General features: G+C 56.6%; 20 protein-coding genes. 15 read left to right on the plus strand and 5 right to left on the minus strand.

Annotation, left to right across the window (positions count from 1 at the left end; all coding sequences use genetic code 11):
- Positions 1-101: 101 nt before the first annotated feature.
- Positions 102-1,178, minus strand: a complete 1,077-nt coding sequence (locus ACWHXD_RS26945) for an AbrB family transcriptional regulator (RefSeq protein WP_225570506.1) — start codon at positions 1,176-1,178, stop codon at positions 102-104.
- 127 nt (positions 1,179-1,305) lie between these two features.
- On the opposite strand from ACWHXD_RS26945, the gene ACWHXD_RS26950 reads away from it, so the two are divergent.
- Positions 1,306-2,217: a LysR family transcriptional regulator gene (locus ACWHXD_RS26950; protein WP_225570505.1), complete on the plus strand. Its 912-nt coding sequence runs from the start codon at positions 1,306-1,308 to the stop codon at positions 2,215-2,217.
- A gap of 189 nt (positions 2,218-2,406) precedes the next feature.
- Here ACWHXD_RS26950 and ACWHXD_RS26955 read toward each other — a convergent pair whose 3' ends face one another.
- Positions 2,407-2,994, minus strand: a complete 588-nt coding sequence (locus tag ACWHXD_RS26955; RefSeq protein WP_225570504.1) for a MarR family winged helix-turn-helix transcriptional regulator — start codon at positions 2,992-2,994, stop codon at positions 2,407-2,409.
- Positions 2,995-3,204: 210 nt separating this feature from the next.
- Between ACWHXD_RS26955 and ACWHXD_RS26960 the strand changes: the two genes are divergently transcribed.
- The 8 genes from ACWHXD_RS26960 (at position 3,205) to ACWHXD_RS26995 (ending at position 12,188) form a co-directional block, all read left to right on the plus strand.
- A complete protein-coding gene (locus tag ACWHXD_RS26960) occupies positions 3,205-4,560 on the plus strand; it encodes an MFS transporter (RefSeq protein WP_060765957.1) in 1,356 nt (451 codons plus the stop codon).
- Between the two features lie 110 nt (positions 4,561-4,670).
- Complete coding sequence (locus ACWHXD_RS26965; RefSeq protein WP_060765958.1) at positions 4,671-5,645, plus strand: PDR/VanB family oxidoreductase; 975 nt, start codon at positions 4,671-4,673, stop codon at positions 5,643-5,645.
- Between the two features lie 46 nt (positions 5,646-5,691).
- Positions 5,692-7,011 (plus strand): Rieske 2Fe-2S domain-containing protein, encoded by a 1,320-nt coding sequence (locus ACWHXD_RS26970; protein ID WP_060765959.1) that lies wholly within the window; start codon positions 5,692-5,694, stop codon positions 7,009-7,011.
- On the plus strand, positions 7,011-8,237 hold the full coding sequence (locus ACWHXD_RS26975; RefSeq protein ID WP_060765960.1) for a Gfo/Idh/MocA family protein: 1,227 nt from the start codon (positions 7,011-7,013) through the stop codon (positions 8,235-8,237). The genes ACWHXD_RS26970 and ACWHXD_RS26975 overlap by 1 nt, the downstream gene beginning before the upstream one ends.
- Positions 8,234-9,226, plus strand: coding sequence for an ABC transporter substrate-binding protein (locus ACWHXD_RS26980; RefSeq protein ID WP_060765961.1), 993 nt, complete (start codon positions 8,234-8,236; stop codon positions 9,224-9,226). The genes ACWHXD_RS26975 and ACWHXD_RS26980 overlap by 4 nt, the downstream gene beginning before the upstream one ends.
- 285 nt (positions 9,227-9,511) lie before the next feature.
- Positions 9,512-10,798, plus strand: coding sequence for an OprD family porin (locus ACWHXD_RS26985; protein WP_225570502.1), 1,287 nt, complete (start codon positions 9,512-9,514; stop codon positions 10,796-10,798).
- 94 nt (positions 10,799-10,892) lie between these two features.
- On the plus strand, positions 10,893-11,741 hold the full coding sequence (gene nadC, locus ACWHXD_RS26990) for a carboxylating nicotinate-nucleotide diphosphorylase (RefSeq protein WP_060765963.1): 849 nt from the start codon (positions 10,893-10,895) through the stop codon (positions 11,739-11,741).
- 153 nt (positions 11,742-11,894) lie between these two features.
- Complete coding sequence (locus tag ACWHXD_RS26995) at positions 11,895-12,188, plus strand: methyl-accepting chemotaxis protein (RefSeq protein WP_060765964.1); 294 nt, start codon at positions 11,895-11,897, stop codon at positions 12,186-12,188.
- Positions 12,189-12,476: 288 nt separating this feature from the next.
- Here the strand turns inward: ACWHXD_RS26995 and ACWHXD_RS27000 are convergent, their stop codons facing one another.
- Both ACWHXD_RS27000 and ACWHXD_RS27005 read right to left on the minus strand, forming a co-directional pair.
- Positions 12,477-13,412: a DMT family transporter gene (locus ACWHXD_RS27000; protein WP_192901632.1), complete on the minus strand. Its 936-nt coding sequence runs from the start codon at positions 13,410-13,412 to the stop codon at positions 12,477-12,479.
- 58 nt (positions 13,413-13,470) lie between these two features.
- Positions 13,471-14,394, minus strand: coding sequence for a phytanoyl-CoA dioxygenase family protein (locus ACWHXD_RS27005; protein WP_138761915.1), 924 nt, complete (start codon positions 14,392-14,394; stop codon positions 13,471-13,473).
- Positions 14,395-14,707: 313 nt separating this feature from the next.
- On the opposite strand from ACWHXD_RS27005, the gene ACWHXD_RS27010 reads away from it, so the two are divergent.
- From ACWHXD_RS27010 to ACWHXD_RS27030, 5 genes are all read left to right on the plus strand, one after another.
- Entirely contained in the window at positions 14,708-15,226 is a 519-nt protein-coding gene (locus ACWHXD_RS27010; RefSeq protein WP_138761970.1) for a cysteine hydrolase family protein, read from the plus strand.
- Positions 15,227-15,884: 658 nt separating this feature from the next.
- Complete coding sequence (locus tag ACWHXD_RS27015; protein ID WP_047711817.1) at positions 15,885-16,136, plus strand: DUF6124 family protein; 252 nt, start codon at positions 15,885-15,887, stop codon at positions 16,134-16,136.
- 128 nt (positions 16,137-16,264) lie between these two features.
- Positions 16,265-16,798: a hypothetical protein gene (locus ACWHXD_RS27020; RefSeq protein WP_138761914.1), complete on the plus strand. Its 534-nt coding sequence runs from the start codon at positions 16,265-16,267 to the stop codon at positions 16,796-16,798.
- Between the two features lie 467 nt (positions 16,799-17,265).
- The gene (locus ACWHXD_RS27025) at positions 17,266-18,291 is read left to right on the plus strand and encodes a hypothetical protein (RefSeq protein ID WP_032895247.1); all 1,026 of its coding nucleotides are present in this window, start codon (positions 17,266-17,268) and stop codon (positions 18,289-18,291) included.
- A gap of 116 nt (positions 18,292-18,407) precedes the next feature.
- Positions 18,408-19,841 carry an ArnT family glycosyltransferase gene (locus tag ACWHXD_RS27030; protein WP_138761913.1) on the plus strand — a complete coding sequence of 478 codons (1,434 nt, stop codon included), beginning with the start codon at positions 18,408-18,410 and terminating at the stop codon, positions 19,839-19,841.
- A 15-nt stretch (positions 19,842-19,856) separates the two neighbouring features.
- Here the strand turns inward: ACWHXD_RS27030 and ACWHXD_RS27035 are convergent, their stop codons facing one another.
- Positions 19,857-20,345, minus strand: coding sequence for a TIGR00645 family protein (locus ACWHXD_RS27035; protein ID WP_098950318.1), 489 nt, complete (start codon positions 20,343-20,345; stop codon positions 19,857-19,859).
- A gap of 162 nt (positions 20,346-20,507) precedes the next feature.
- On the opposite strand from ACWHXD_RS27035, the gene ACWHXD_RS27040 reads away from it, so the two are divergent.
- On the plus strand, positions 20,508-22,331 hold the full coding sequence (locus ACWHXD_RS27040; protein ID WP_138761912.1) for a hypothetical protein: 1,824 nt from the start codon (positions 20,508-20,510) through the stop codon (positions 22,329-22,331).
- Positions 22,332-22,380: the final 49 nt, after the last annotated feature.

The following is a 22,380-nucleotide window of genomic DNA, read 5'->3' on the forward strand; positions in this document are numbered from 1 at the left end:
TCAGGTCTGGAATGACTGGTTGCAGGAACTGAGGGCAACCAGGCTATTGAATTGAGGGTGAGCGCTGTAAGCCCCCAGGAATGTTGCTCCGTCAGGATTGCTTATGAACGGCCCGCCAACCGAATGACCAACCGCGCCAAAAACGCCCCCGTAATGATTACCGCGAACAACCGCAAGGTCTGCATCGCCAGCACCAACCCGACGTCGGAGTGGGTGTCCACCGCAATGATCGCCATGGTGTCCAGCCCGCCTGGGCTAGTGGCCAGGTAAACTGAGAGGAAATCCTTGTCGAGCAGCGCCGCCAGCAACCAGGCCGACAACGCACACAGCGTGATCATCAGCACAGCTCCCAATATCATCGCCGGAAAACGTCGCCAGACGTAGTTAATGGTCGGGCGGTCGAAGCGCAGGCCAACGTAGCAACCGATCGCGCCATAAGCGGTTGCGAGCAGCCAGCTTGGCAGGGTGATGTGCAACAAGCCGCTCACTTGCAAGGCGCCACCCAACAGTAATGGCATCAGCAGTGTACCGGCCGGTAGCCGATTACCCAGTGCGATCCCGGCCACAAGGGTGGCGAATGTGAGCCCCAGGTTCAGCAGGTTGAAGCTTTGCAATGCGGCGCTCGCGGCATGCACTTCGCTCCCCCCGGTAGATGCCCCCAGCCAGCGGCTAATCAGCGCACCGATCATCACCACGCACACCACCCGCGCATACTGCATGGTTGCGACCACCCGTGAATCGGCGCCGAATTCATCGGACATCGAGACCATCGCCGAGGCGGCCCCCGGTGCCGTGCCCCAGGCGGCGGTGCTGGCAGGGATGCCGCCGACCCTCGCTAGCACAAGCCCGACCAGCGCACTGAAGCTGACCGTCAGCAGGGTTGAAAGCAGCATTAACGGCCAGGACTGGACCAGCGAGACCAGCACCGCCAGGGTCATCGAATGAGCTGCAAGCATTCCTACGCAGCCCTGCCCCAGCTTGAAGGCATAGCGGTGCAAGCGAATGCTCGCACCGCAAACACCGAACACAATGGCCACCAGCATTGGCCCCAGAAACTGCCCGGCGGGCACCTCCAGAAACCTCAACCACTGACCGCTGGCACCGGCCAGCAGTGATAGCGCTATCCATTGGACCGGAGCGGAGTAAGGATGCAGAAAAAGCCGTGGTGAAGTGGACAAGTATTTCGCTCCAATGCTGGTCGCCCCGATTGCACTGGCGTGCAGCCAACGCGCGACAATTATTGATAGCTTATTCGATCAAGTATATTTTCTAATATTGATGAATTAATAACTTTGGTTGATGGATATGGACCTGCGCGACCTCACCTATTTTGAAACCATCGCCGAGTTGGGCCACCTGGGCCAGGCGGCGCAAAAGCTAAACCGCAGCCAACCGGCGCTGACCAAAAGCATTCAGCGGCTTGAGGAGTCGCTCGGTACGCGACTGTTCGAACGTGACGGCCGACGCATCAAACTCACCCCGGTTGGGGAGCTACTGAAGGTGCGCGGCAAACAGCTGCAGCAGAACATCGCTGAGACCCGACGTGAGGTGCGCGATTTTGCCAGCGGTATGATGGGTAACATTCGCTTGGGCTGCAGCGCTTCCATGGCGGACCACCTGCTGCCACACCTGACTGCGACATTGCTTTCCCATGCGCCGGCAATCACGCTGAACCTGGTGATCGGTCAGGACGATTTCCTGCATGAGTCCCTTTGTTCTGGGCGGCTGGACATGGTGATTTGCTCGAAGTATGAAACGGGTCCGATACTGGAGTCTCATGCTTTGTTCGACGCTGAAGCGGTGGTGGTCGCTAGCCATAATCATCCGCTGTTCAATGCCCGATATCAGTTGCGTGACCTGTGTCAGTACCGCTGGGCGCTGCCGGCGACCACCGTTTCAGCCCGTCGCTGGATCGATAATGCGTTCCAGGAGCGGAACTTGCCCTTGCCTCAGGTGCAGATCGAGACCACCTCGATTTCTCTGCTGCCACGCTTGGTCGGTGCAACAAACCTGCTTTGCTTTCTACCCCGGGAAACACTTGAAGACGTCAATGGCAGGAGGAACCTTCGCGAGGTCATGCTCAAGGAAACCACGATGAAACGCACCATCGTCGTGTTCACTCGCAGGAACGCCTACCTGTCGCCGGCGGCGCAGATGCTGCTGGGTATTCTCAAAGTTGAAGGCGCACAGTTTTTCGATGGGAGGCAGGTTGTGTAGAGGCAGCCCCGGTTGCTGCACTCAACAGGAGGTGAGGTACTGCCTGCCTGACGCTGTTCACAGGTGTACTAAAAGCGTAATGCCAGGAGGCGAGGCAATCTGAAGATGCGCCAGGGCTGAGCGTGAAAAAACAATTCAATTCCGACGGATTGGAGCACTGAGGCCGTTTCAACGGTTTGCGACACGACACTAATCCGGACAAACAGTCTCGCTGCGCTCGTTGATCATGCGCCCAACCTCCCGCGTTGACGGCACCCGATGGGAAGGATTGATGGAATTCGCTTCTGCGTTTGCGAGATTCTCTATCACCGTCAATAGAACGTGTCGTGCTGTTTCGACGTCTTGCTCCTCGAGCCCGGCCACACTCACCTCGTTGACTTCCAGCGCCAGAGGAATCAACACATCCTTCAGTCGCCGTCCTTCATCGGTGAGGAAGACGTGAACATTTTTCTTGTTATCCGGCATCTGCTGCCGGACGACGTAGCCCAGTTTTTCCATCGCCTTCACCGCAGCGAAAGTCGTAGGTTCCATCAGTCCAGCCTGAGTGCTGAGTTGTTTTTGGGTCAATCCGTCTGTCTCCCAGAGGATCCGCAAGAACGCCCAATGACCAAAGGATACGTCGTGTTCGGTCAACCGCATCTGCAGTGCTCTGACCAGCGCGCGAGTTGCATCCTTGACCAGGTGGGCCAGACGGTCATCAGGTACAACATCGTGCCAATGCCTGAGTATTTCCTGGGTTTCAGGTTGTTTGTGGCCTAAAGGCTTTCGTGCAGTCATATCAAGGTCCGATCTCATCACCTGCGTAAGCGATACTAAGCATAACGCGTTGCCTCAACACATGCGCTAGATCAAAAAATACTTAGAGATCGTTCTTTTTTTGATTGCGAGAGAAGAAAATTCGCCATATTCTCTTAGAGACCTAATAAAAAAGCACACCAAGCCCCCCCATGGCTTTGGTCGTGCTACACAAAGTCCGAGGCGTGCACAATGACAACAACAGCAGCTACAGATGCCGTGCCCCATCTTCTCCAGCGCAGCCATGAGCGCATCGAGAAGGTCTATAGAAAAGTCACACTACGTTTGATGACCTTCATCTTCGTGGCCTGGGTTCTCAATTATCTGGATCGCGTGAACATCAGCTTCGCGCAGGTTTACCTGAAGCACGATTTAGGCATGAGCGATGCTGCCTACGGACTCGGCGTAAGCTTGTTTTTCATCGGCTACATCGCATTGGAAATACCCAGTACGCTTTACCTGCAAAAGATTGGTGCCCGGTTGACGATCACCCGGATCATGGTGCTGTGGGGCTTGATCTCAGCGTCCATGGCGTTCATGACAACGCCCACTGAGTTCTACATTGCCCGCGCCCTGTTGGGCGCTGCCGAAGCTGGCTTCTGGCCTGGAATCATTCTTTATCTGACCTATTGGTATCCAGGTGCCAGGCGTGCTCGCATCACCTCGCGCTTCTTGTTGGCCATCGCCGCGGCGGGAATCATCGGCGGTCCCCTGTCCGGTTGGATACTCACGCATTTCGTCGACGTCATGGGAATGAAAAACTGGCAGTGGATGTTCATCCTGGAAGGTCTTCCCGCTGCCGTAATGGGTGTGATGGCCTATTTCTATCTGGTGGACAAACCCGAGCAGGCCAAGTGGCTCGACGACGAGGAAAAATCCATTATTCTCGACGCGCTGGCCGCTGACCGCGCAGGCAAGAAGCCCGTTACCGATAAGCGTCATGCTGTGCTGGCTGCGCTCAAGGATCCGCGCGTATACGTCCTTGCTGCTGGTTGGGCCACCGTGCCGCTCTGTGGCACGATCCTCAATTACTGGACGCCTACCATCATCCGCAACACCGGCATCCAGGATGTATTGCATGTCGGATTGCTTTCCACCGTGCCATACATCGTGGGGGCGATCGCCATGATTCTCATTGCGCGCAGCTCCGACATTCGTCTGGAGCGTCGCAAGCACTTCTTTTTCAGTATCGCCTTCGGTGCCTTGGGCGCCTGCCTGCTGCCTCACGTTGTGGACTCGGCCATTATTTCAATTACTTGCCTGGCAATGATTGCAGTGTCGTACTTCGGTGCCGCAGCGATCATCTGGTCGATTCCTCCTGCTTATCTTAATGATGAGTCCGCCGCAGGGGGGATTTCGGCGATCAGTTCTCTTGGTCAGATCGGAGCGTTCTGTGCGCCCATCGGACTGGGCTGGATCAACACAGTCACCGGCAGCCTCGCAATCGGACTGACGATAATCGGGGCCCTGGTCCTGGCGGGTGGTATGGCGGTTCTGATTGCGGTGCCAGCTAACGCCTTGAGCGAAAAGCCACTTACCGACGAATAGGATCGAGCAGTCTGATTGGCCGAATCACGCCCAAAAAATGTTAGATATCTATGCAACTCTCGGTGCGCGGGCGTGTTCAGCCCGCGACCGGATGTAATGAGGAAACAGCGATGAGTAGTTCCGAACAGCTCGATGATGGGTTCACTGGCCTCAAGGTGATCGCCAAAACCGAAATTGCCCAAGGCATTTTCCGCTTCGAATTGGCCCACCCGCAGGGGATGCTTCTGCCCGCCTTTACGGCCGGAGCGCACCTCAGGGTAAGGGTGCCCAACGGAAGTATCCGCAATTACTCATTGAGCAACGACCCGCAAGAGCGTGAGCGTTATGTCATTGCTGTCAAGCGTGACGCCAACGGACGAGGCGGTTCGGTGAGCATGGCCGATGATATCGAGGCAGGCGACTTGCTACCGGTGGCAACTCCGCAAAATGAGTTCGAACTGATCGAGAATGCCCGACAGTTCATCTTCGTCGCCGGAGGCATCGGTATTACCCCGATCCTGTCGATGATGCGTCACCTGAAGGCCAGCACCGACCTCCCCTTCAAACTTTACTACTGCACCCGTAATCCGGAACTCACCGCCTTCAGGGATGAGCTGCTGGGGGCCGAATTTGCCAACACGGTAGTCATTCACCACGACTTCGGCAATCGGGCAGACGCTTACGATTTCTGGCCTGTTTTCGACAAACCGAGCAGCGGTACACATGTGTACTGCTGTGGCCCCCGGCCATTGATGGACAGCGTGCTGGACATGACGGGGCACTGGCCACCCGGCTCCATACATTTTGAAAGCTTCGGCGTCGACCAGAGTCGCTTCGCCGAAAACCGGCCTTTTTCGGTGACCCTTGGCCGGAGCGGAATCGACCTCGAAATTCCCGTCGACCGCTCGATTCTGGAGGTTCTGCGTGACAACGGTATCCGGGCGCCAAGTTCTTGTGAGAGCGGCACCTGCGGCTCTTGCCGTACCCGTCTGATCGAAGGTGACGTCGAGCATCGCGACATGGTGCTGCGTGAGGACGAACAGCACGATCAGATCATGATTTGCGTTTCCCGAGCCAGAAATGACGTGCTGGTACTCGACCTCTAGGCGAGACCTTTTTTACAAACGATTAGTTGAACGCTGGAGATATTACATGTTGACCCCAGAAGAGAACCTGTTGCTCTGCCGCGTCGAAGGCGACGCACCGATGGGCCAGATGATGCGCCGTCACTGGACGCCAGTGTGTTTGCTCGAAGAAGTCAGCGAGCCCGACGGCACGCCTGTCAGGGCCCGTCTGTTCGGCGAGGACCTGGTCGTGTTTCGCGACACCGATGGTCGCGTGGGAGTTATGGACGAGTATTGCCCGCATCGCCGCGTGTCACTGATCTACGGCCGCAATGAAAACTCGGGATTACGCTGCCTGTATCACGGCTGGAAGATGGACGTGGACGGTAATGTGGTGGAAATGGTTTCCGAGCCTGCCGCCAGCAACATGTGTCAGAAGGTCAAGCACACGGCCTACAAAACCCGCGAGTGGGGCGGTTTCGTCTGGGCCTACATGGGGCCACAGGACGCAATTCCCGAATTTGTGCCGCCGGCCTGGGCACCCCATGAGCATGTTCGAGTGAGCATCGCCAAGGCAATCATTCCCTGCAACTGGGCGCAGATCCTGGAAGGCGCCATCGACTCGGCACACAGCTCAAGCCTGCACTCATCCGACTTCGTTCCAGCCCGGGTCGGGGGGGCAGAAGCAACCTCGAAAAACTGGCTAAGACCGTCCACGGACAAAGCGCCGCGCATGCAAGTCGAGCGTACCAGCTATGGCTTCCGCTATGCCGCTCTGCGCCGTCCTATCCAGAATGCCGCCACCAGCGAGTATGTACGCTCTACGGTGTTCGTAGCCCCGGCCACCGCACTGATCCCACCGAATAATTTGTACAACGTCGCGAATATCAACGTACCCATCGACGACACCCACACTGCCTTCTATTTCATGGCCTGGGGAAATCCCGATAACACTCCGGAAACAGAGACCTGGCGAAAGTTTCTCGGCCAGCAAGTCGGCATCGATCTGGACGACAGTTACCGACCGCTACGCAACGACGGGAACCGTTTTTTCCAGGACCGTGAAGCCATGAAAAACGGCAACTTTACGGGCATCAAGGGTTTCCCCAATCAGGATATCGCCATGTGGGTGACCATGGGGCCCATCGCCGATCGCTCCGATGAGCGCTTGGGCGCCAGTGACTTGGCGGTGGTGGAGTTCCGCCGGGTCATGCTGGATGCCTTGGCAGCCTTTCAGGCGGGTGAATCCGCTATTGGCACAGGTGAGAAAGCGATCCCTTCCAGAATCTGCTCGTTCCAGGCGATCGTGTCCAAGGATATCGACTGGCGTGATTATCAAGCTCGTTACGTATGGGCCCTGGATGATGCCAACATAGTCGCAGAGCCTGATTACGAGGTTCATACGTGATGGCCAGCCATGCTGAATCCACGGCTCGGCTACGTCTGGGGGTGGTCGGTCTGGGCCGGGCATTCACCCTCATGCTGCCTACCTTCCTGGCCGATCGCCGCGTCCAGTTGGTGGGCGCCTGTGACCCTCGTGAACAAGCTCGCAGGCAATTCGAACGGGATTTCGATGCGCCTGCATACGAGACCATCGAAGACCTGGCAGCCGACAGCAATGTCGACGCCTTATACATCGCCAGCCCACATCAGTTTCACGCCGAACACACCCGTATAGCTGCGGCTAACCGCAAGCACGTGCTGGTCGAAAAACCCATGGCGTTGTCGTTGGACGAGTGCGACCGGATGATCGCCGATTGCGCCGAGGCGGGTGTGAAGTTGATCGTTGGGCATTGCCACAGCTTCGATACCCCGTACCTGCGTACCCGGGAGCTGATTGGTAGTGGCGAGTTCGGCGCGGTCAAGATGATTCAAGCGTTGAACTACACCGACTACCTGCAGCGTCCTCGCCGCCCGGAAGAACTCTCGACCGCTGAAGGCGGCGGAGCAGTATTCAGCCAGGCCGCCCACCAAGTAGACGTGGTCCGTTTGCTGGCTGGCAGTCGCGCGACCCGTGTCCGCGCGGCAGTGGGTAACTGGGACCCCGCCCGGCCTACTGAAGGCGCCTACACAGCCACTTTATGGTTCGAGAATGGGGCATTCGCCTCCATTACCTACAACGGCTACGGACACTTCGACTCCGACGAGTGGATGGACTGGGTTGGAGAAATGGGCAAGCCCAAAAACCCCGAAGCTTACGGCGGCGCACGTCGGTTATTGCAGCAGGTGCAAACGGCGGATGAGGAGGCGCGGCTCAAGGCTGAGGGCACTTATGGCGGCACACGCTACGTCAGCCCCTCCCCTACCGACGACGCGACGGCCTTCCAGCATTTCGGCCCGATTATTGTGTCGTGCGAAGGTGGCGACCTTAGGCCAATGGCGGATGCCGTCATGATTTACCGGCCGCATAGTCGTGATCGAATGATGCTTGAGCGGCCAACGGTGCCGCGTTCCGAAGTCATAGACGAACTGTATCTAGCGCAGTTCTACGGGGTCACTCCGTTGCATGACGGCGAGTGGGCTCGTGACACGTTGGAGATCTGTCTCGCCATGTTGCGATCCAGCGAAGAACAACGCGACATCACACTGGGTGTGAATGTTGAAGATACTCAATCCTGCGAGAACCCATCATGAACAAGTTGAACTTATCTATTGCTGTGGGCAACTACGATCGTATCCGACCATTGGTGGACGGCGAAGTACAGATCGATGGGGTCGACCCGATCTTTATGCTGCAAGATCCCGAAGAGATCTTCTTTCGCGCATTTCGCCATGCTGACTACGACATCTGCGAGTTATCGTTGAGCAGCTACAGCGTTAAAACCGCGGCTGGCACCAGTCCCTATATTGCTGTCCCCGTCTTCCCGTCCCGCGCGTTTCGACACACCTCGATCTATATCCGCAATGATCGCGGAATCGAGTCCGCGGCAGACCTCAAGGGCAAACGTATCGGTGTGCCGGAGTACCAGTTGACAGCGAACGTATGGGTTCGACTGTTCCTGGAAGAAGACCATGGTTTGAAAGCGTCTGACGTCACCTGGGTCCGTGGCGGGTATGAAGAGACCGGGCGTCTGGAGAAAATTGTTCTGAAGCTGCCGGCGGATGTAATCGTCGAGAACGCACCGGAGACTGAAACGCTTTCTGGCATGCTCGCCTCTGGTGAGCTGGATGCCGTGATCGGTCCACGTGCACCTTCCTGTTTCACCCAGGGCCATCCTAAGGTCAGCTATCTCTATCGTGATCCTCAGGGAGCGGCCTCGGACTGGTATCGCCGCACTCAGCTATTCCCGATCATGCACGTGCTGGGGATCCGGCGCACGTTGGCCGAGCAGCACCCTTGGTTACCCGGGGCCGTTGCCAAAGCATTCGAGAAGTCCAAGTCCGTAGCGCTGCACAAATTGAGCGACACCTCCGCCACCAAGGTAACGTTACCGTTTATCGAGGATCAGTTAAGAGCGGCGCGCCAGTTGCTCGGTGAAGACTTCTGGTCCTATGGTTTCGAAGCTAACCGCCACGTACTCAGTCGCTTCCTGGAACGCCACCACGCCGAAGGCCTGTCGTCACGCTTGCTTCAGCCTGAAGAGCTGTTCCATCCAGCTTCGTTGGAGAGTTTCAAGATTTAACGAAAGTCCTGGCGAAGGTTTACCCCTCGAACAAACGTTATAGGGCATTTCGTGTACTTAGCATGGTAATAAATTTTGTGGCTGCTCCTATCGTGCGGTTAGATGGCGGCCACAACTTTTTTGCACGCTGCGTATGTTGGCGATCGCCATGCTCGAAAACGCACGTATATATAAGGCCAGGTAAAAACATACGTGCATGCGGAATTCCCAAGAGGGCTGGCTAGCTGCCAAAGGTCAATAGGCCTGGCGAACACCTGTGAATAATAAAAATAAGGAAGGGTGACAATGAATAAACAAACATGTAAGACGCTGATGCCTGCTCTGCTTATCACATTACCCTTCGCCCCATCTTTTGCGGCGGCGGACATCTTGAAAGATAGCAAAGGCAATCTTGAACTAAAAAATTTCTACTTCAATCGCGACTTCAGAGACTCGACGGCCACTGATTCCAAGCGAGAGGAGTGGGCTCAGGGCTTCATCGTTAATCTCCAGTCCGGTTTTACCGACGGACCTGTTGGTTTTGGATTGGACGCGCTTGGCATGTTGGGGCTCAAACTTGACTCCAGCCCCGACCGATCGGGCACAGGACTTCTATCTCGCGGTAGCGATCGGCGTGCCTATGATGATTACTCGAAGCTTGAACTGACGGCGAAGGCCAGAATCGCTCAGAGTGAGTTAAGAGTTGGCGGTTTGAATCCAGTTCTTCCCTTACTGGCCTCAAACAATACACGACTTTTGCCACAAGTGTTTAACGGCGTGCAACTATCATCAAAGGATATCACGTCGTTGACTGCGACTCTTGGTCAAGTCGACTCCGTCAAGCAGCGTGACTCAACCGACTCTGAAGATCTGTCTGCCAGTTCTCAACAAGGCGGCTACTCTTCTGCCATCACCAGTGACCACTACACATATGCGGGATTTGACTATCAACTTCTTCCTTCCCTCAATGTGGCGTATCAGTACAGCGATCTGGAGAACTTGTTTCGGCGGGATTACGTCGGCTTAAAGTTCAACAAGCCCTTGTCCATAGGTCGCGTGTTTGCTGAAGTCAGATACTTTGAAGGTCAAGAAAGTGGCAAAAAACTACTGGGAAAAGTGGATAATCGGACGATCAGTAGCAATGCGGGCTATTCGGCCATGGGACACACCTTGAGTGTGGGTTATCAAGCGGCATCCGGCGCGACTGCATACCCGTATGTAAACGGTACGGACACCTATCTGTTTGGTGAAATGCTGGTGAGCAACTTCGCTCTTGCAAATGAAGACGTCTGGTATGCCGGATATTCGTATGACTTTGCCACCCTCGGCTTGCCTGGCCTGACATGGAATCTGCGTTATGCGAAAGGAGAAAACGTCGATCCCGCGAATATTAAAACAGTGAAGGCAAAGGCGCTCAGGGCGGAAGGTTCCGACGGTGAGGAATGGGAAAGAAGTTCTGATATCACTTACGTAGTCCAAAGTGGTGCGTTTAAAAATGTTTCATTCCGATGGAGGAATGCAATCAATCGCTCCACTTATACAGATGGGGCCGATGAGAACCGACTCATCATTGGATATGTCTATAACTTTTGATTGATAGCCATGCTCAGGTGCAATGCTCGTCTGGATTCTGCGCTTGGGCATGGCGAGCTGATATTTCGTTATTTATTGATTCAGGTGGGCTGGAATGCAAAATATAGAACTGACGGGCTTGGGTTCCGAGATCGATGAAAACGTACACAGGGCGTTATTGGAGGATGTCGGAAGTGGTGACATCTCCGCGAAACTTGTACCGTCCGCTCGCTTGGCCAGTGCAAAAATCATTACTAGAGAACCTTGCATCATCAGTGGTGTGTCGTGGGTGGAGGCCGTCTTTCGCCAACTGGATCCGCTTGTCATCCTGAAGTGGAACGTTAAGGATGGAGATCGCGCGGAACCCAATCAAACCGTATTACATTTAGAGGGCCCTGCCCGCTCTTTATTGACCGGTGAGCGAACCGCGCTGAACTACTTACAGTTTTTATCGGGCGTCGCGACACAATGCCGGCGGCTAGCTGATAAAGTTTCGCATACTCACGTAAAGTTGCTCGACACTCGAAAGACTATCCCTGGCCTTCGGCTCGCACAAAAATACGCCGTCACTTGCGGTGGTTGCCATAATCATCGCATTGGTCTCTACGACGCCTTCCTCATCAAAGAAAATCATATTGCAGCTTGCGGTGGTATTCTCGAAGCTATCAATACTGCACAACGCATTGCACCAGGTAGACCGGTAGAGATCGAAGTCGAAAACCTGGGCGAACTGCAAGAAGCACTGAGAGGTGGAGCGGATTTAATCATGTTCGACGAACTGAGTCTGGATGACATGCGTGAAGGCGTTCGACTCAACAACGGACAGGCCCGGCTTGAGGCCAGCGGCGGAATCAATGAAAGTACATTGGTAGCTATCGCAGATACTGGGGTCGACTACATATCAATGGGCGCGATAACTAAAAATATAAAAGCCATAGACTTATCTATGCGCTTGAGCCTTTAAACATCAGGCAGTATTCTGCCGAGCCCTGCCTGCGTTAAATAGCCAGAAATAGCATTATTTGTGGGGGCATCACGGGGGTTTGCAGGTAGTTGCCCTTGGCCTGGTCGAACAGCGCCGGAGGACTGCGGCGGTACTGCTACCGCTGCGCGGACTATGATGCTGTCGCGAAAGCTCTCCGAGCAGCTTGGGGAACTGTTCGAGGAGCTGGTGAATGCCCTAAGACTGGTTGGCGACGGGGTGATTTGTATCTCGAATATGAACGCCCAGATCGCAAGCGCTACCGAGGAGCAAAGTACGGTCACACCTGAGGTTAACGGCAGCGTAGCGAGCATCCGCCATCTAACAGAGAGCTTCGCTGGTAGCTTGCAAACCTCAGCCTTGGAAATCACTGCTTTGGGGCAGAGTAAAAAGCAGCAGCAAGCGCTACTGGACGGATTCCAGAGATAGCTGAATCACCCCTTAATATTTGGATATTCGATCGCTGCTTCACGCCCTGAGGAAGTCAGTCAACCTTGATCAAGGTTCTTGAGCAGCGGTGAACCGCGCTTCTTCAAGGCATTCCAATTGGTATTCCAATCAAAAATAAAAACAGATATTAATGTTATAAATCAATATCTTACTGAACGGATTCAAATTACCCCGGCCCACCACTTCATCATCTAAAGACGTCCACGGACGTCTTTTTTTGTGCCTGGAAATCCACTATTGCCATACCCCACCCGCCAGCTCAATCAGTCAAACCTGCACCTTCACCCCCTCGCGATCCCCCTGAGCCATCACCCTCACCGCAATCGAAGCACCGGCCAACAGCCCAACAATCCCCAGAACCTCAAGACCGGTAGGCAAGCGCTGCTCGGCGATCAGCCCAAAGGCGACTGCGAATATGGTTTCTACTGAAATAAGCTGCCCGGACAGGGCCATCGGTAGCCTTTGGCTGGCAAAATTCCAGGCCCATGCGCCGCCAACGGAGGCAAAACAGGCCAGCGCCGCTGCGGCAGCCAGCACCGGCAGGGTGTTGCCCAAGTGCAGGTCCAAATGCGGGTAGGTGTACAGGTCCAATACGAGCCCGAACGGCACGAACACGACCACGCTCAGACCGGCGCCAACCATCATCAGGCCGGTCCATAGGCCTGCGTGTACCTTGGGGATTTTCGCCAGCATCTTCTGGTTGAGTATGCTGAACATCAGCCAGGTCAGCACCGCACCCACGGCGTAGCTGACCGCGGCCAGGTAGGAGGTCAGGTCATTGTCTAAAACGCCGACCAAGGTGCCATAGTTTGCCGCGACCAACCCGCAAACCGCCAGGATGATGGGGACAGCGAGGCTGCTCCAGGTGGTGGTGCGCTCGATCATATTGCCCGCGACCGCAATGATGACCGGTGTAGCGCTCAGGAATGCCGGTGCGATGATAGCGCCGCCATTGAGCACGCTGCCCATGATGCAACCGATGTACACCGCATAGCCAAGCACGCCCAGCAGCCCGGCGTTGAGGATTGAGCGCCTGGTTAAAACGGGGTCGCCAGGCCAATAGATACGCAGCATCACCAAGCCGATGCAGCCGGATACGATGAACCGCAGGGTGATGAAGTCAATCGGACCGAACGCGCCCATCATGTAGGGCGATAGAAAATTAAGCGCCCAGCTAAAGGTGGCAAATACCGCAGCTGCCACCCCCAGTGCGTAGGATCTGGACATTAGCGCTCCTCAGCAGGCGACCTTTGCGGGGGCATCAGATGACAGGCCCACAATAGGTGGAAGTGCGAATTTCCTCGCCGTCATTGATGTCGATAAATTGCGAGCCATAGGCGGTTTGGGTCGGCCTGCCCCAATTGACCCCCATCCCTACGCCGCCACCGCTTTCAGACTCGCCTTCGAACATCGTTTTGTCCAATCGTGAACGCCAATCGAGAAAACGCATGGTCACCGCCAGTCGAGTCGCGAGCGGCCCTGGCAAGAGCGGTTCAGAGCGGTGCCACATCGACTTGGTAAACAGCAGTACATCGCCCAATTCAAAATCGTCTTGGGTCTTATACGCTTCAAACAGGTCTGTGAGCAGGCTGGGCGTTTGGAACACAGCTCTCAAATGCGCGGAAAAATCCTCCACGGCAACGCCGGCAGCCATTCGTTTGGAAAGCAGGCTGGCCATCTGGAAATTCGCCTTCGCGGAGTAGATGTCTTCGGCTAAATAAGCCATGCCCCCGCCTTGGCCTGAATTGTCGATAGGATCCAACGGAATCCAAACGCTGAAGGCTGCGTCCTGAGGGCGAATGTACCTGAAACTCAGGGAATCGTAGTGCCAGGCAAAACCCTCTTTATGCGGGGTAAGCTCAAAACTCTGGGACTCGGTCATGATCAGCGGATGCCCGATTAACGTCACCAAGGCCGTCCTGAAAGCGATCGAGGAATAGATGTTCTTCACCGCATCGGTTGTCCCCAGATCGTAGGTCAACCGGCTGAAGGAATCCCCATAGGCAGACTTCGACTCCCGTGCAGAGATCACTTTCGAACGGGCCGCCTGCTTCAAGGATTGAATGGCGTGCTCAGATAAGAAGCCTTTGAGTTTGATAAACCCTTGGTGACGAAATGCTTCGATTTCGTCGCTGCTGAGCGAGAGGTGGTTAACAAGAGACAGGTCCTTTTCCTGGGATTGCATCAGCGTGGCCTCCTTTATGCCAGCGTTTGAACTCAAGCATGCAATAGGTGGGCGCTGGTAACTTGAACTCACACGACTGTTTTGCGCACTGAGGCGACATTGGAGGTTGCGTTGCCAGCCGTCGGCGATATTGATAGTGTCAGCTCATGAGTACCTATTGCCTCACCTCGACAACCATCACCACGACCGCATCAAGCGGAGCGTGCGAGGTGTCGTGAGCCAATAACCAACGAACTTCAAAGGCCCGCCAGCGATGGACAGGGCCTTTTTTTATGCCCTTGTGTCGCTGGTTCAAACGCAAGGAGATGCACCCATGTACGCCCTGTTGATACTCGATATCCAAGTCGGGCTTGTTCACGGCCCGGAAAAGCCCTGGCGCTGCAACGAGCTGTTGGAAACGCTCAACACCCTGATGGACAAGGCCCGCAGCGCAGGCGCACCGATTTTTCTCGCACGTCACATCGGCCCCGCTGTCTCGCCAATCGAATCGGGCAGCCCGCTTACGCTGGTTGCCGAGGAACTGAAGTTGCTGGGTGGGGAAGTGGTGTTCGAAAAGCGCCGGCCTAACGCTTTTGCAATGACTGATCTGGCTGACAATCTGCGCTCCAGCGGCGCGACCGGTGTGGTGGTCACTGGGATGAAAACGCAATACTGCGTCGACAGCACCTGCCGTGCTGCGCGTGACCTTGGCTTCGATGCGGTACTTATCGCCGACGGCCATACCTGTTCTGACACGCCCTTGATGAAAGCCGAGGCCATCGTGGACCATCACAATGCCACGCTTAATGGGCCGTTCTGCCAGTTGGTTCGGGCTGAGGACTGGAGCTTTTAGGAGAGGTTTCCGGCTGGAAAGAATGCTGGCGCTGGCGACCTGAATTCCGGAAGGAAGAAAGTCGCCAGGGCAGCGCTTCGGAATTTTCCCGCAACATGCCGCGCTGTTGGTGAACTGGTCAAACTCACCTGTCGCGAATAACCTGCGACTGTTGCAGCAATGGCAGCGCCAGATTCGACGATAGCCCCATCTCGTCCTTGACGCTCAGGCAGCGACTGAACAAAACCCTCTACCAGCTCAGTACAGCGCGCAGGCAATTGTTAGAACCTGCCCAGCAGTCCTGAGCTTTTTTTCGCCTGGCAAAAACACACCAGTAATAATCATGAATCCTGGCTTGAACCCCGCAGAGCCGAGCCTCGGAATTTTCCCGCAAGCTGCCGCGCTGTTGGTGAACTAGCGCAATCAACTTCACAACGCTAACTTCTCTGCGTCGCTGATGATCAGCGTCCGGCTTTGACAGGCCGAAAAGTGTAACCTTTCACACCCCGTGATAAGACGGCATGCTTACGCATTCCGCTCTGTTCATGGCGGCTGTGCGTGGGGCATCTTCGGGTGCGCCGGGTTCCTACACTTCCGGTCTGTCAACCCGCGTACAGCTGCCACCTATTCTGTTTGACAGCAGGGGGGGCAGCTCCTTGAACAGTGTAGGAGCTTCATCGTGAAAAAAATCACCCCCAATCCTCCCACCGCCAACCTCTTCACAATCTCTCCAGACATTTCCTGCGAAACCCTCCTGATCCAAGCCAGCGAAACCCTCGCCTCTCTCAACGCCATGACCACCGACCTGGCCTTCGAACTCGAAGGCGCCAACCGCCACAAGCTGTTGGCCGCTCAGCAACTCACCGTGCTGGGTGAGCTGTTGGTTGAGCGCGTGCTGGTGCTCACCCAAGACAGGCAAACCTTCCAGTAACCAAAAGGCCGAGGCGCGTTCAGCGGCTCGGCCTTTTTCTGTCATACGTCTCAGACATCCAAGCGCATCACTGCCATCATATCCCCCGCCGCGGCCCTCAAAGCATTGATGACAAGGACGAACTCCCATTGAACAAAAACTCCTACGCCTTCGTAATACCGGTCGCCATTGGCATGCTGGTGTCCATGGCGCTGGTGCTGGCCTGGGTATTCGTTATCTGGCCGTCTGTGCACTTCAAGCCGTTGGCCGAGAAGATCTGCCTGATCGCGTCGCCGGTGCTGGCAATTGTGCTGATGCTCTATGTGTGGCGCGTCAGGAAAACCGAATGGCTGCGTAAAAAGCCCCTGGACCGATTGAGGTTTTTTCTCGGTACGTTCATCGCAAGTGCCATGGCCATGATCTCCCTGCTAGCAGTGGTCATCCTTCTTACAAGTGCGACGCTCGGCACCTACACAACCCAGTACGAATACACAACAGGCGGCAGCCGTAGTTGCTCGGGCATCCTGGTGTTCGATACGGAAGTGAACAAGCAGATCAAGATCTGTCATGTGGGCGGTAGCGGTGATCAGGGCTGGGCGACGGTGGAAAAGCGCAGCGGGCCTTTGGGGATTGTGGTGACGAACGCAACACCTGCGCTCAATATTTACCCATCCGTTCACTAAAGGCACCAGCACCGGGGCGGTGCGGGCCGTCCTGCCAGTTGGTTCAGGCTGAGGACTGGAGCTTTTAACAGAGCCTGACGACGGGGGAGATCAACAGGGCCATGCTTCGGAATTTTCCCGCAAGATGCCGAGCTGTCGGTGAACTAGCGCACTCAGCCCAACAAGCCTAGCCTCCCCCTGTCGCTGCAAAATCAGCGACCGGGTTTAGCAGCTCGGTTAATATCAAGGCCTGCAAAGCCACCATCCGTTCGAGCGATGCTTTCAGCATCTGCTGGTTCGTATCATGGCGGCTGTGCGTGGGGCACTTTCGGGTGCGCCGGGTTCCTTGATTCCTGGTCTGCTAACCCGCGCAAGGTCGCCACCCTATAAAAAGGGCGAGACGCCTCAGCACATCTCGCCCTCTGGCATCCCCTCACACTTCCCATTACCCTGACGGCCTTTATCAGACAACCGGAAGTCAGATACCCGTGCTCAAGCCCTTCGCCGTCATCGCTCTCGCCTTCATCCCTTCATTCGCCACCGCTGCCGAGCTGGCCGGGGTTTGGCAAGGTACTTTGGGCAAGTCCGCTATCAACGTGTGTTTCAACGGCGCCGACGGCGAGCATGGCAGTTATTACTACCAGCGCATCCGTACCCCGATTCAACTGACCCAGGCCAACGACAACGCCCCTTGGGTGGAGGAAGGCAACACCGGTTTCTGGGCCCTGCAAAAACCTCAGGCCGATACCCTTTTTGGTGCCTGGAGCAAAACCGATGGCGGTGCGCCGCTGCCACTGGCCCTGCGCCGCATTGGCACGGACGGCTGCGGCAGCGATGCCTATAACGCGCCCGTGGAAGCCGCGCCGCTGCCGATCAAGACTGAGAAGAAAACTTTCCACAACCACACCTACCAGCTCAAGACCCAAGGCCCCCGCGTCACGCTCAAGCTGGAGGGTGACGGCCCGGCGGTGCAGAAGATCAACCAGCAGCTCGCAGCCCTGGCCGTCAATGACGAAGATCTAACCGACTATTTTTATGAACGGCGTGAATACCTGGGTCGAAACGGCTCGGTCTATACCAGTGAAATCGAGGTTGAGCCCGCCTATTGGTCATCGCAATTTCTCACCGTGCGGTTCTACCGCTGGGCCGCAGGCCAAGGCGCCATGGGCATCAGTTGGGGCCTGCACTCCTGGAACCTGCAAACCGGTGACAGTGTGGACCCATGGACCTGGCTCGGCGGCCATCAGCAATGGTCTGACGCCTATTCCGGCCACTTGAAGCTGCCGGCCGCCTTCAGCACTTGGCTGGCCAAGCAAACCACCACCGACGAGGGCTGCCCGGCGATCACCGATTACTCCATCTTTCACCTCAGCTTCAACACCCAGGGCCTGCAACTCTCGACGCCGGCCAATGGTGACGGTTGCGACAACGACTTGGCCTTCACCTGGGAGCAGTTGGAGCCGGTGCTGACCGCACAAGGCAAAGCGGCAGTGCCCAGTTTGAAGCTGCCTTGATCCGCCGGAGAAAAACCCCACGGCCGTTCACCAAAGGTTAAGAATCGCGCTCGTATACTCCCTGACTACCCATGACCGGTCGCCCGATCGGTCTCATGCCTCGGTAGCCAGACTCCATGACGCGCCCCGCTCCCCTGCTGCTCTTGCTTGCTGCTCTGTTGTTCTTCTTCGCCCTTGGCAACCACGAGCTGCAAGGCTCTACCGAAGCCCGGGTGTCCGGGATCGCCATGGCGATGCACCTGGATAATGACTGGGTGGTGCCGCGCCTGTTTCGTGAACCCTTCCTGGAAAAACCGCCCCTGAGCCTGTGGCTGGACGCCGGGGCGATTCGCCTGTTTGGCGCCAGCACCGGGGCGGTGCGCTTGGCGTCGGCGTTTGCCGGGCTGTTCAGTGTGATGCTGTTGTACGGGATGCTGCGTCGGTTCGGGCGGCCACAGACGCTGGCGTTCAGTGCCGCGTTGATCCTGGCGACCATGGCCAGTTATTGGGGCAATGTGCGGGGTGTGGGTGAGGATTCGTTGCTCAGCCTCGGTGTCACCGCCGCCCTGCTGGGGTTTTACCAGGCGGTACGGCCCGAGCGCGAAGGTTCGAGCACCTGGGCCTGGGCGTTGTTTACCGCCGGGATGGTCATCGCCACGTTGAGCAAGGGGGTGTTGGGCCTGGCGATGCCGGGCATTGTGATTTTTGTGTACCTGCTTTGCACCAGCCTGATGGATAAGCGCCTGCGGCTGGGCGATTGGCTCAAGCCGGCGCTGTTCACGTTGTTGGCCTTGGTGCCGTTGCTGATCTGGCTGGGGTTTTTGTTTCAGCGCGGCGGGATGCAGGCGGTGGGTGAGGTGTTATGGACCAATAGCGTCGGGCGCTTCAGCGGTTCGTTTGTCGAAGCCGGGCATTACGAGCCTTTCTACTATTACCTCGCCAAACTGCCTGAGGCCTTCCTGCCCTGGAACATCCTGGTGTACCTGGGCCTGTGGCATTTCCGCAAAAGCCTGGTGCGCAACCGCTACCGGTTGTTTTTCAGTGTGTGGCTGGTGGCGCAGTTCACCCTGCTGACCCTGGCTTCCAGCAAACGCACGGTGTACTTGATGGCGCTGACGCCAGCCGCGGCGGTGCTGGCCGCCGAATATGCGCGGGTGTTGCTGGAGTGGGTCAAAGACCATAAACCGGGGCTGTACCGTTATCACCGGCAGATCATCGGTGGGGTTTTCGCCCTGGCCATCGCCTGCTACCTGAGCGCAGCGTTCTGGTTTGCACCCAAAGCCGATGTGCGCCATTCATTCGTACCGGTGATGAGTCAGATCCAGACCCTGCAAGACGAAGGCAGGACGGTGGCGATGTATCAACCCAACGAGCGCATCGACGGCGCCAGCGTGTTCTACCTGCAGGCCTACTTGCCGATCCTGAACACCGAAGCCGAACTGCGTACCTTCCTCAGCGCCAAGCCCGGCAACGTTGCGTTGACGGACCACACCGACCGGCTGAAAGCGCCGGTTACGGTGATCAAGCAAATGGCAGTCAACCGCCAGCCTTATTACTTCGTGGAGCAGTAAGGCCAGCGCGTGGCCTCAATGCTTGGTGAGCTTGTCCAAGTAGCCCATGGCAAACGCCGAGACCACGAACGTCATGTGGATGATCACGTACCACATCAGGTGCTCTGGATCGACGTTCTTGGCGTCCATGAAGATGCGCAGCAGGTGGATGGAGGAAATCGCCACGATGGACGCCGCCACTTTCATCTTCAGCGACGAAGAGTCCATGGTGCCCAGCCAGTTGAGCTTTTCCTTGTTCTCGTCGATATCCAGCTGCGAGACGAAGTTCTCGTAGCCGGAAATCATCACCATCACCAGCAAGCCGCCGACCAGGGCCATGTCGATCAACGACAGCAGCAGCAGGATCACTTCGGCTTCCAACATGGTGAAGATGTTGGGAATCACGTGAATGATTTCCTGGAAGAATTTCAGCGCCAGGATCAGCAAGCCCAGGGACAGGCCCAGGTAGATCGGTGCCAGCAGCCAACGCGAGGCGTACATCGTATTTTCGATAAAGCGTTCCATTGAATCTCACACAGCTTGGCTAAAAATGGCGCCGAGTATACCAGCCGCCACCTAGCCCCTGTCACCGCGAGAAAACTGACCCAAGTGGCATCTGTAAGAGAATTTTTCTGCTAGTGTCGAGACCATTCACTCGGCTCGATGATGTCGGACAGGAAAACTCAGATGATGGATGTGCGATCCCCTTTGGCCGCTCTCGGCCTGTGCGCGGCGTTGCTGATGGCCAGCGGCTGCTCCCCCAAAGAAGAGCAGAAGCAGGCGACCCTCGAAGAGAAAACCACAAAGTTCGAACAGTCTCTGGACAGCATTCAGGACCCCAAGCTGCGCGATGCCATTGCGGACCTGGGCGGCTCGCTGCTGTTGCTGGAACGTGCGCGCGTCAAGCTCGCCAGCAAGCCCATCGAACCCGAATACGGCGAAGACAGCCTGGCCCTGCTCAAGCATTACCCTACGCCCCAAGCGCTGGTGGACACCTACATCAATGGCCTGTTCGTACTGCGCAAAGCCTCGCATTCCGACTACCTCACGGATTTGCAGCCGGTCTTCCCGTTCAACTTCAACGCCCCGGACCAGTTCCCCTTCCCCCATGGCCTGGAATGGCAGTCGGTGACCCTGAGCAACAATAAAGTCATTCCCTTCCAGCCGGAATGGTCAGAAACCGACCCCGGCATCCAACTGAGCCCCAGCAGCTCCAACCTGACCAACCCCGACGACCTGACGGTGACCTACCCGTTTATCGAAGGCATCGAGACGGAAAACAAGAGCCAGCCACAACCCATCAGCCTCAAGGGCGCGGTGGAGGTGATCACCCCGGGCAAGGTGCTGACGTTCGACCTGACCAAACAAGACGTGGGCCATAAACGCACCGACGGCAACATCACCCTCAACCTGCTGACGCTGGAAAAGAACTACGCCGAGATCGAACTGACCAACAGCCAGCCCCTGGCCGCCGAAGTCGGCGATGCGTCACCCAACCCGCTGCTGGTGCAGGCTCGGGACAGCACCGGGCAGTTTCTGACCCGCTCAGGTTCGATCAACGAAAGTGCCGCGCAAGTGGCGTTCTATGAGAAACAACTGGCCGAGATGCAAAAACAGACCGCGTGGTCCGACGCCTTCGATAAACAGCTCACCGACGCGCAAAAAGCCTTCGAACGCCAGCAGACCGGCCATTACGCCAAGGTGTATTTCAACGGGCTGATCGATAACCTACAGGTCAATGTGCTGGATTTCTCCAAGGCCACGCTCACCCGTAAAGACCTGGACCTGCCGGTGATGCGCTTTGACAGGAACAGTCTGCAAAAGACCGTGCAGGCCCTACCAATGCCGGTCACGGTGTATGACGACGGCGCCGCCAGTTGGCTCAAAGATGCGTCGATGACCGAGGATCAACTGAAAAACAGCGTCACCCTCAGCCAATCGACCGAAGACGCCAGTGCCGCAAAAATCGTGTTCGACCACCCGTTCACCTTTAACGACGACCTGGTCGGTGCCGAGCGCAATAACAGTGACGCGCCTATCACCTTCTTCACCGCCGATGACAAGGGCGAACGCGGCGAGCCCATCGAGTTGCCGACCGAAGCGTTCGAGCTGAACGCCGCCAGCGGCACGCTCACCTACGACCTCAACCTGTTCCCAGAAACCCCGGCGTATGTGGTGGGCTCGGTACCGTTGTTTTTGGCCACCATCGAGAAAGCCACAATCGACGCCGCCAAGCTGCCCAAGGGCCTGTCGCTCAAGGACAACGCGCTGATCGTCGACCAGAAGGACTTCCCCGCCGACAGCTGGCGCTTCTATGCCAAGGATGCCAGCGGCAATTACCTCAAGGAGATCCTCGGTGTCAGCCACCGCGCCGAGGAATACGGCACGGCGATGTTTGACGTGCATTATTTCTACGGCCAGCCGACCACGCTGGAAAGTTACCAGCGCACCGACCTCAGCACCGTGCAATACGGTTTTGAGGTGAAGCTGGACAGGCCTGAGAGCAAATAGCCCTGGGTGGACGCGGAGCGTCCGGGGCGGCGTTACCACGCGGAGCGTG

The sequence above is a fragment of the Pseudomonas fjordensis genome (genome assembly GCF_976987115.1).

Excerpts from the sequence above, each read along its gene's own strand:
- ACWHXD_RS27035 (WP_098950318.1), bottom strand. The coding sequence starts at position 20,345 with ATGGAACGCTTTATCGAAAATACGATGTACGCCTCGCGTTGGCTGCTG.
- ACWHXD_RS26960 (WP_060765957.1), top strand. The coding sequence starts at position 3,205 with ATGACAACAACAGCAGCTACAGATGCCGTGCCCCATCTTCTCCAGCGC.
- ACWHXD_RS27005 (WP_138761915.1), bottom strand. The coding sequence starts at position 14,394 with ATGCAATCCCAGGAAAAGGACCTGTCTCTTGTTAACCACCTCTCGCTC.
- ACWHXD_RS26985 (WP_225570502.1), top strand. The coding sequence starts at position 9,512 with ATGAATAAACAAACATGTAAGACGCTGATGCCTGCTCTGCTTATCACA.
- ACWHXD_RS26965 (WP_060765958.1), top strand. The coding sequence starts at position 4,671 with ATGAGTAGTTCCGAACAGCTCGATGATGGGTTCACTGGCCTCAAGGTG.
- ACWHXD_RS27040 (WP_138761912.1), top strand. The coding sequence starts at position 20,508 with ATGATGGATGTGCGATCCCCTTTGGCCGCTCTCGGCCTGTGCGCGGCG.
- ACWHXD_RS27030 (WP_138761913.1), top strand. The coding sequence starts at position 18,408 with ATGACGCGCCCCGCTCCCCTGCTGCTCTTGCTTGCTGCTCTGTTGTTC.
- nadC (WP_060765963.1), top strand. The coding sequence starts at position 10,893 with ATGCAAAATATAGAACTGACGGGCTTGGGTTCCGAGATCGATGAAAAC.
- ACWHXD_RS26950 (WP_225570505.1), top strand. The coding sequence starts at position 1,306 with ATGGACCTGCGCGACCTCACCTATTTTGAAACCATCGCCGAGTTGGGC.
- ACWHXD_RS26975 (WP_060765960.1), top strand. The coding sequence starts at position 7,011 with ATGGCCAGCCATGCTGAATCCACGGCTCGGCTACGTCTGGGGGTGGTC.
- ACWHXD_RS26995 (WP_060765964.1), top strand. The coding sequence starts at position 11,895 with ATGATGCTGTCGCGAAAGCTCTCCGAGCAGCTTGGGGAACTGTTCGAG.
- ACWHXD_RS26955 (WP_225570504.1), bottom strand. The coding sequence starts at position 2,994 with ATGACTGCACGAAAGCCTTTAGGCCACAAACAACCTGAAACCCAGGAA.
- ACWHXD_RS26970 (WP_060765959.1), top strand. The coding sequence starts at position 5,692 with ATGTTGACCCCAGAAGAGAACCTGTTGCTCTGCCGCGTCGAAGGCGAC.
- ACWHXD_RS26980 (WP_060765961.1), top strand. The coding sequence starts at position 8,234 with ATGAACAAGTTGAACTTATCTATTGCTGTGGGCAACTACGATCGTATC.
- ACWHXD_RS27010 (WP_138761970.1), top strand. The coding sequence starts at position 14,708 with ATGTACGCCCTGTTGATACTCGATATCCAAGTCGGGCTTGTTCACGGC.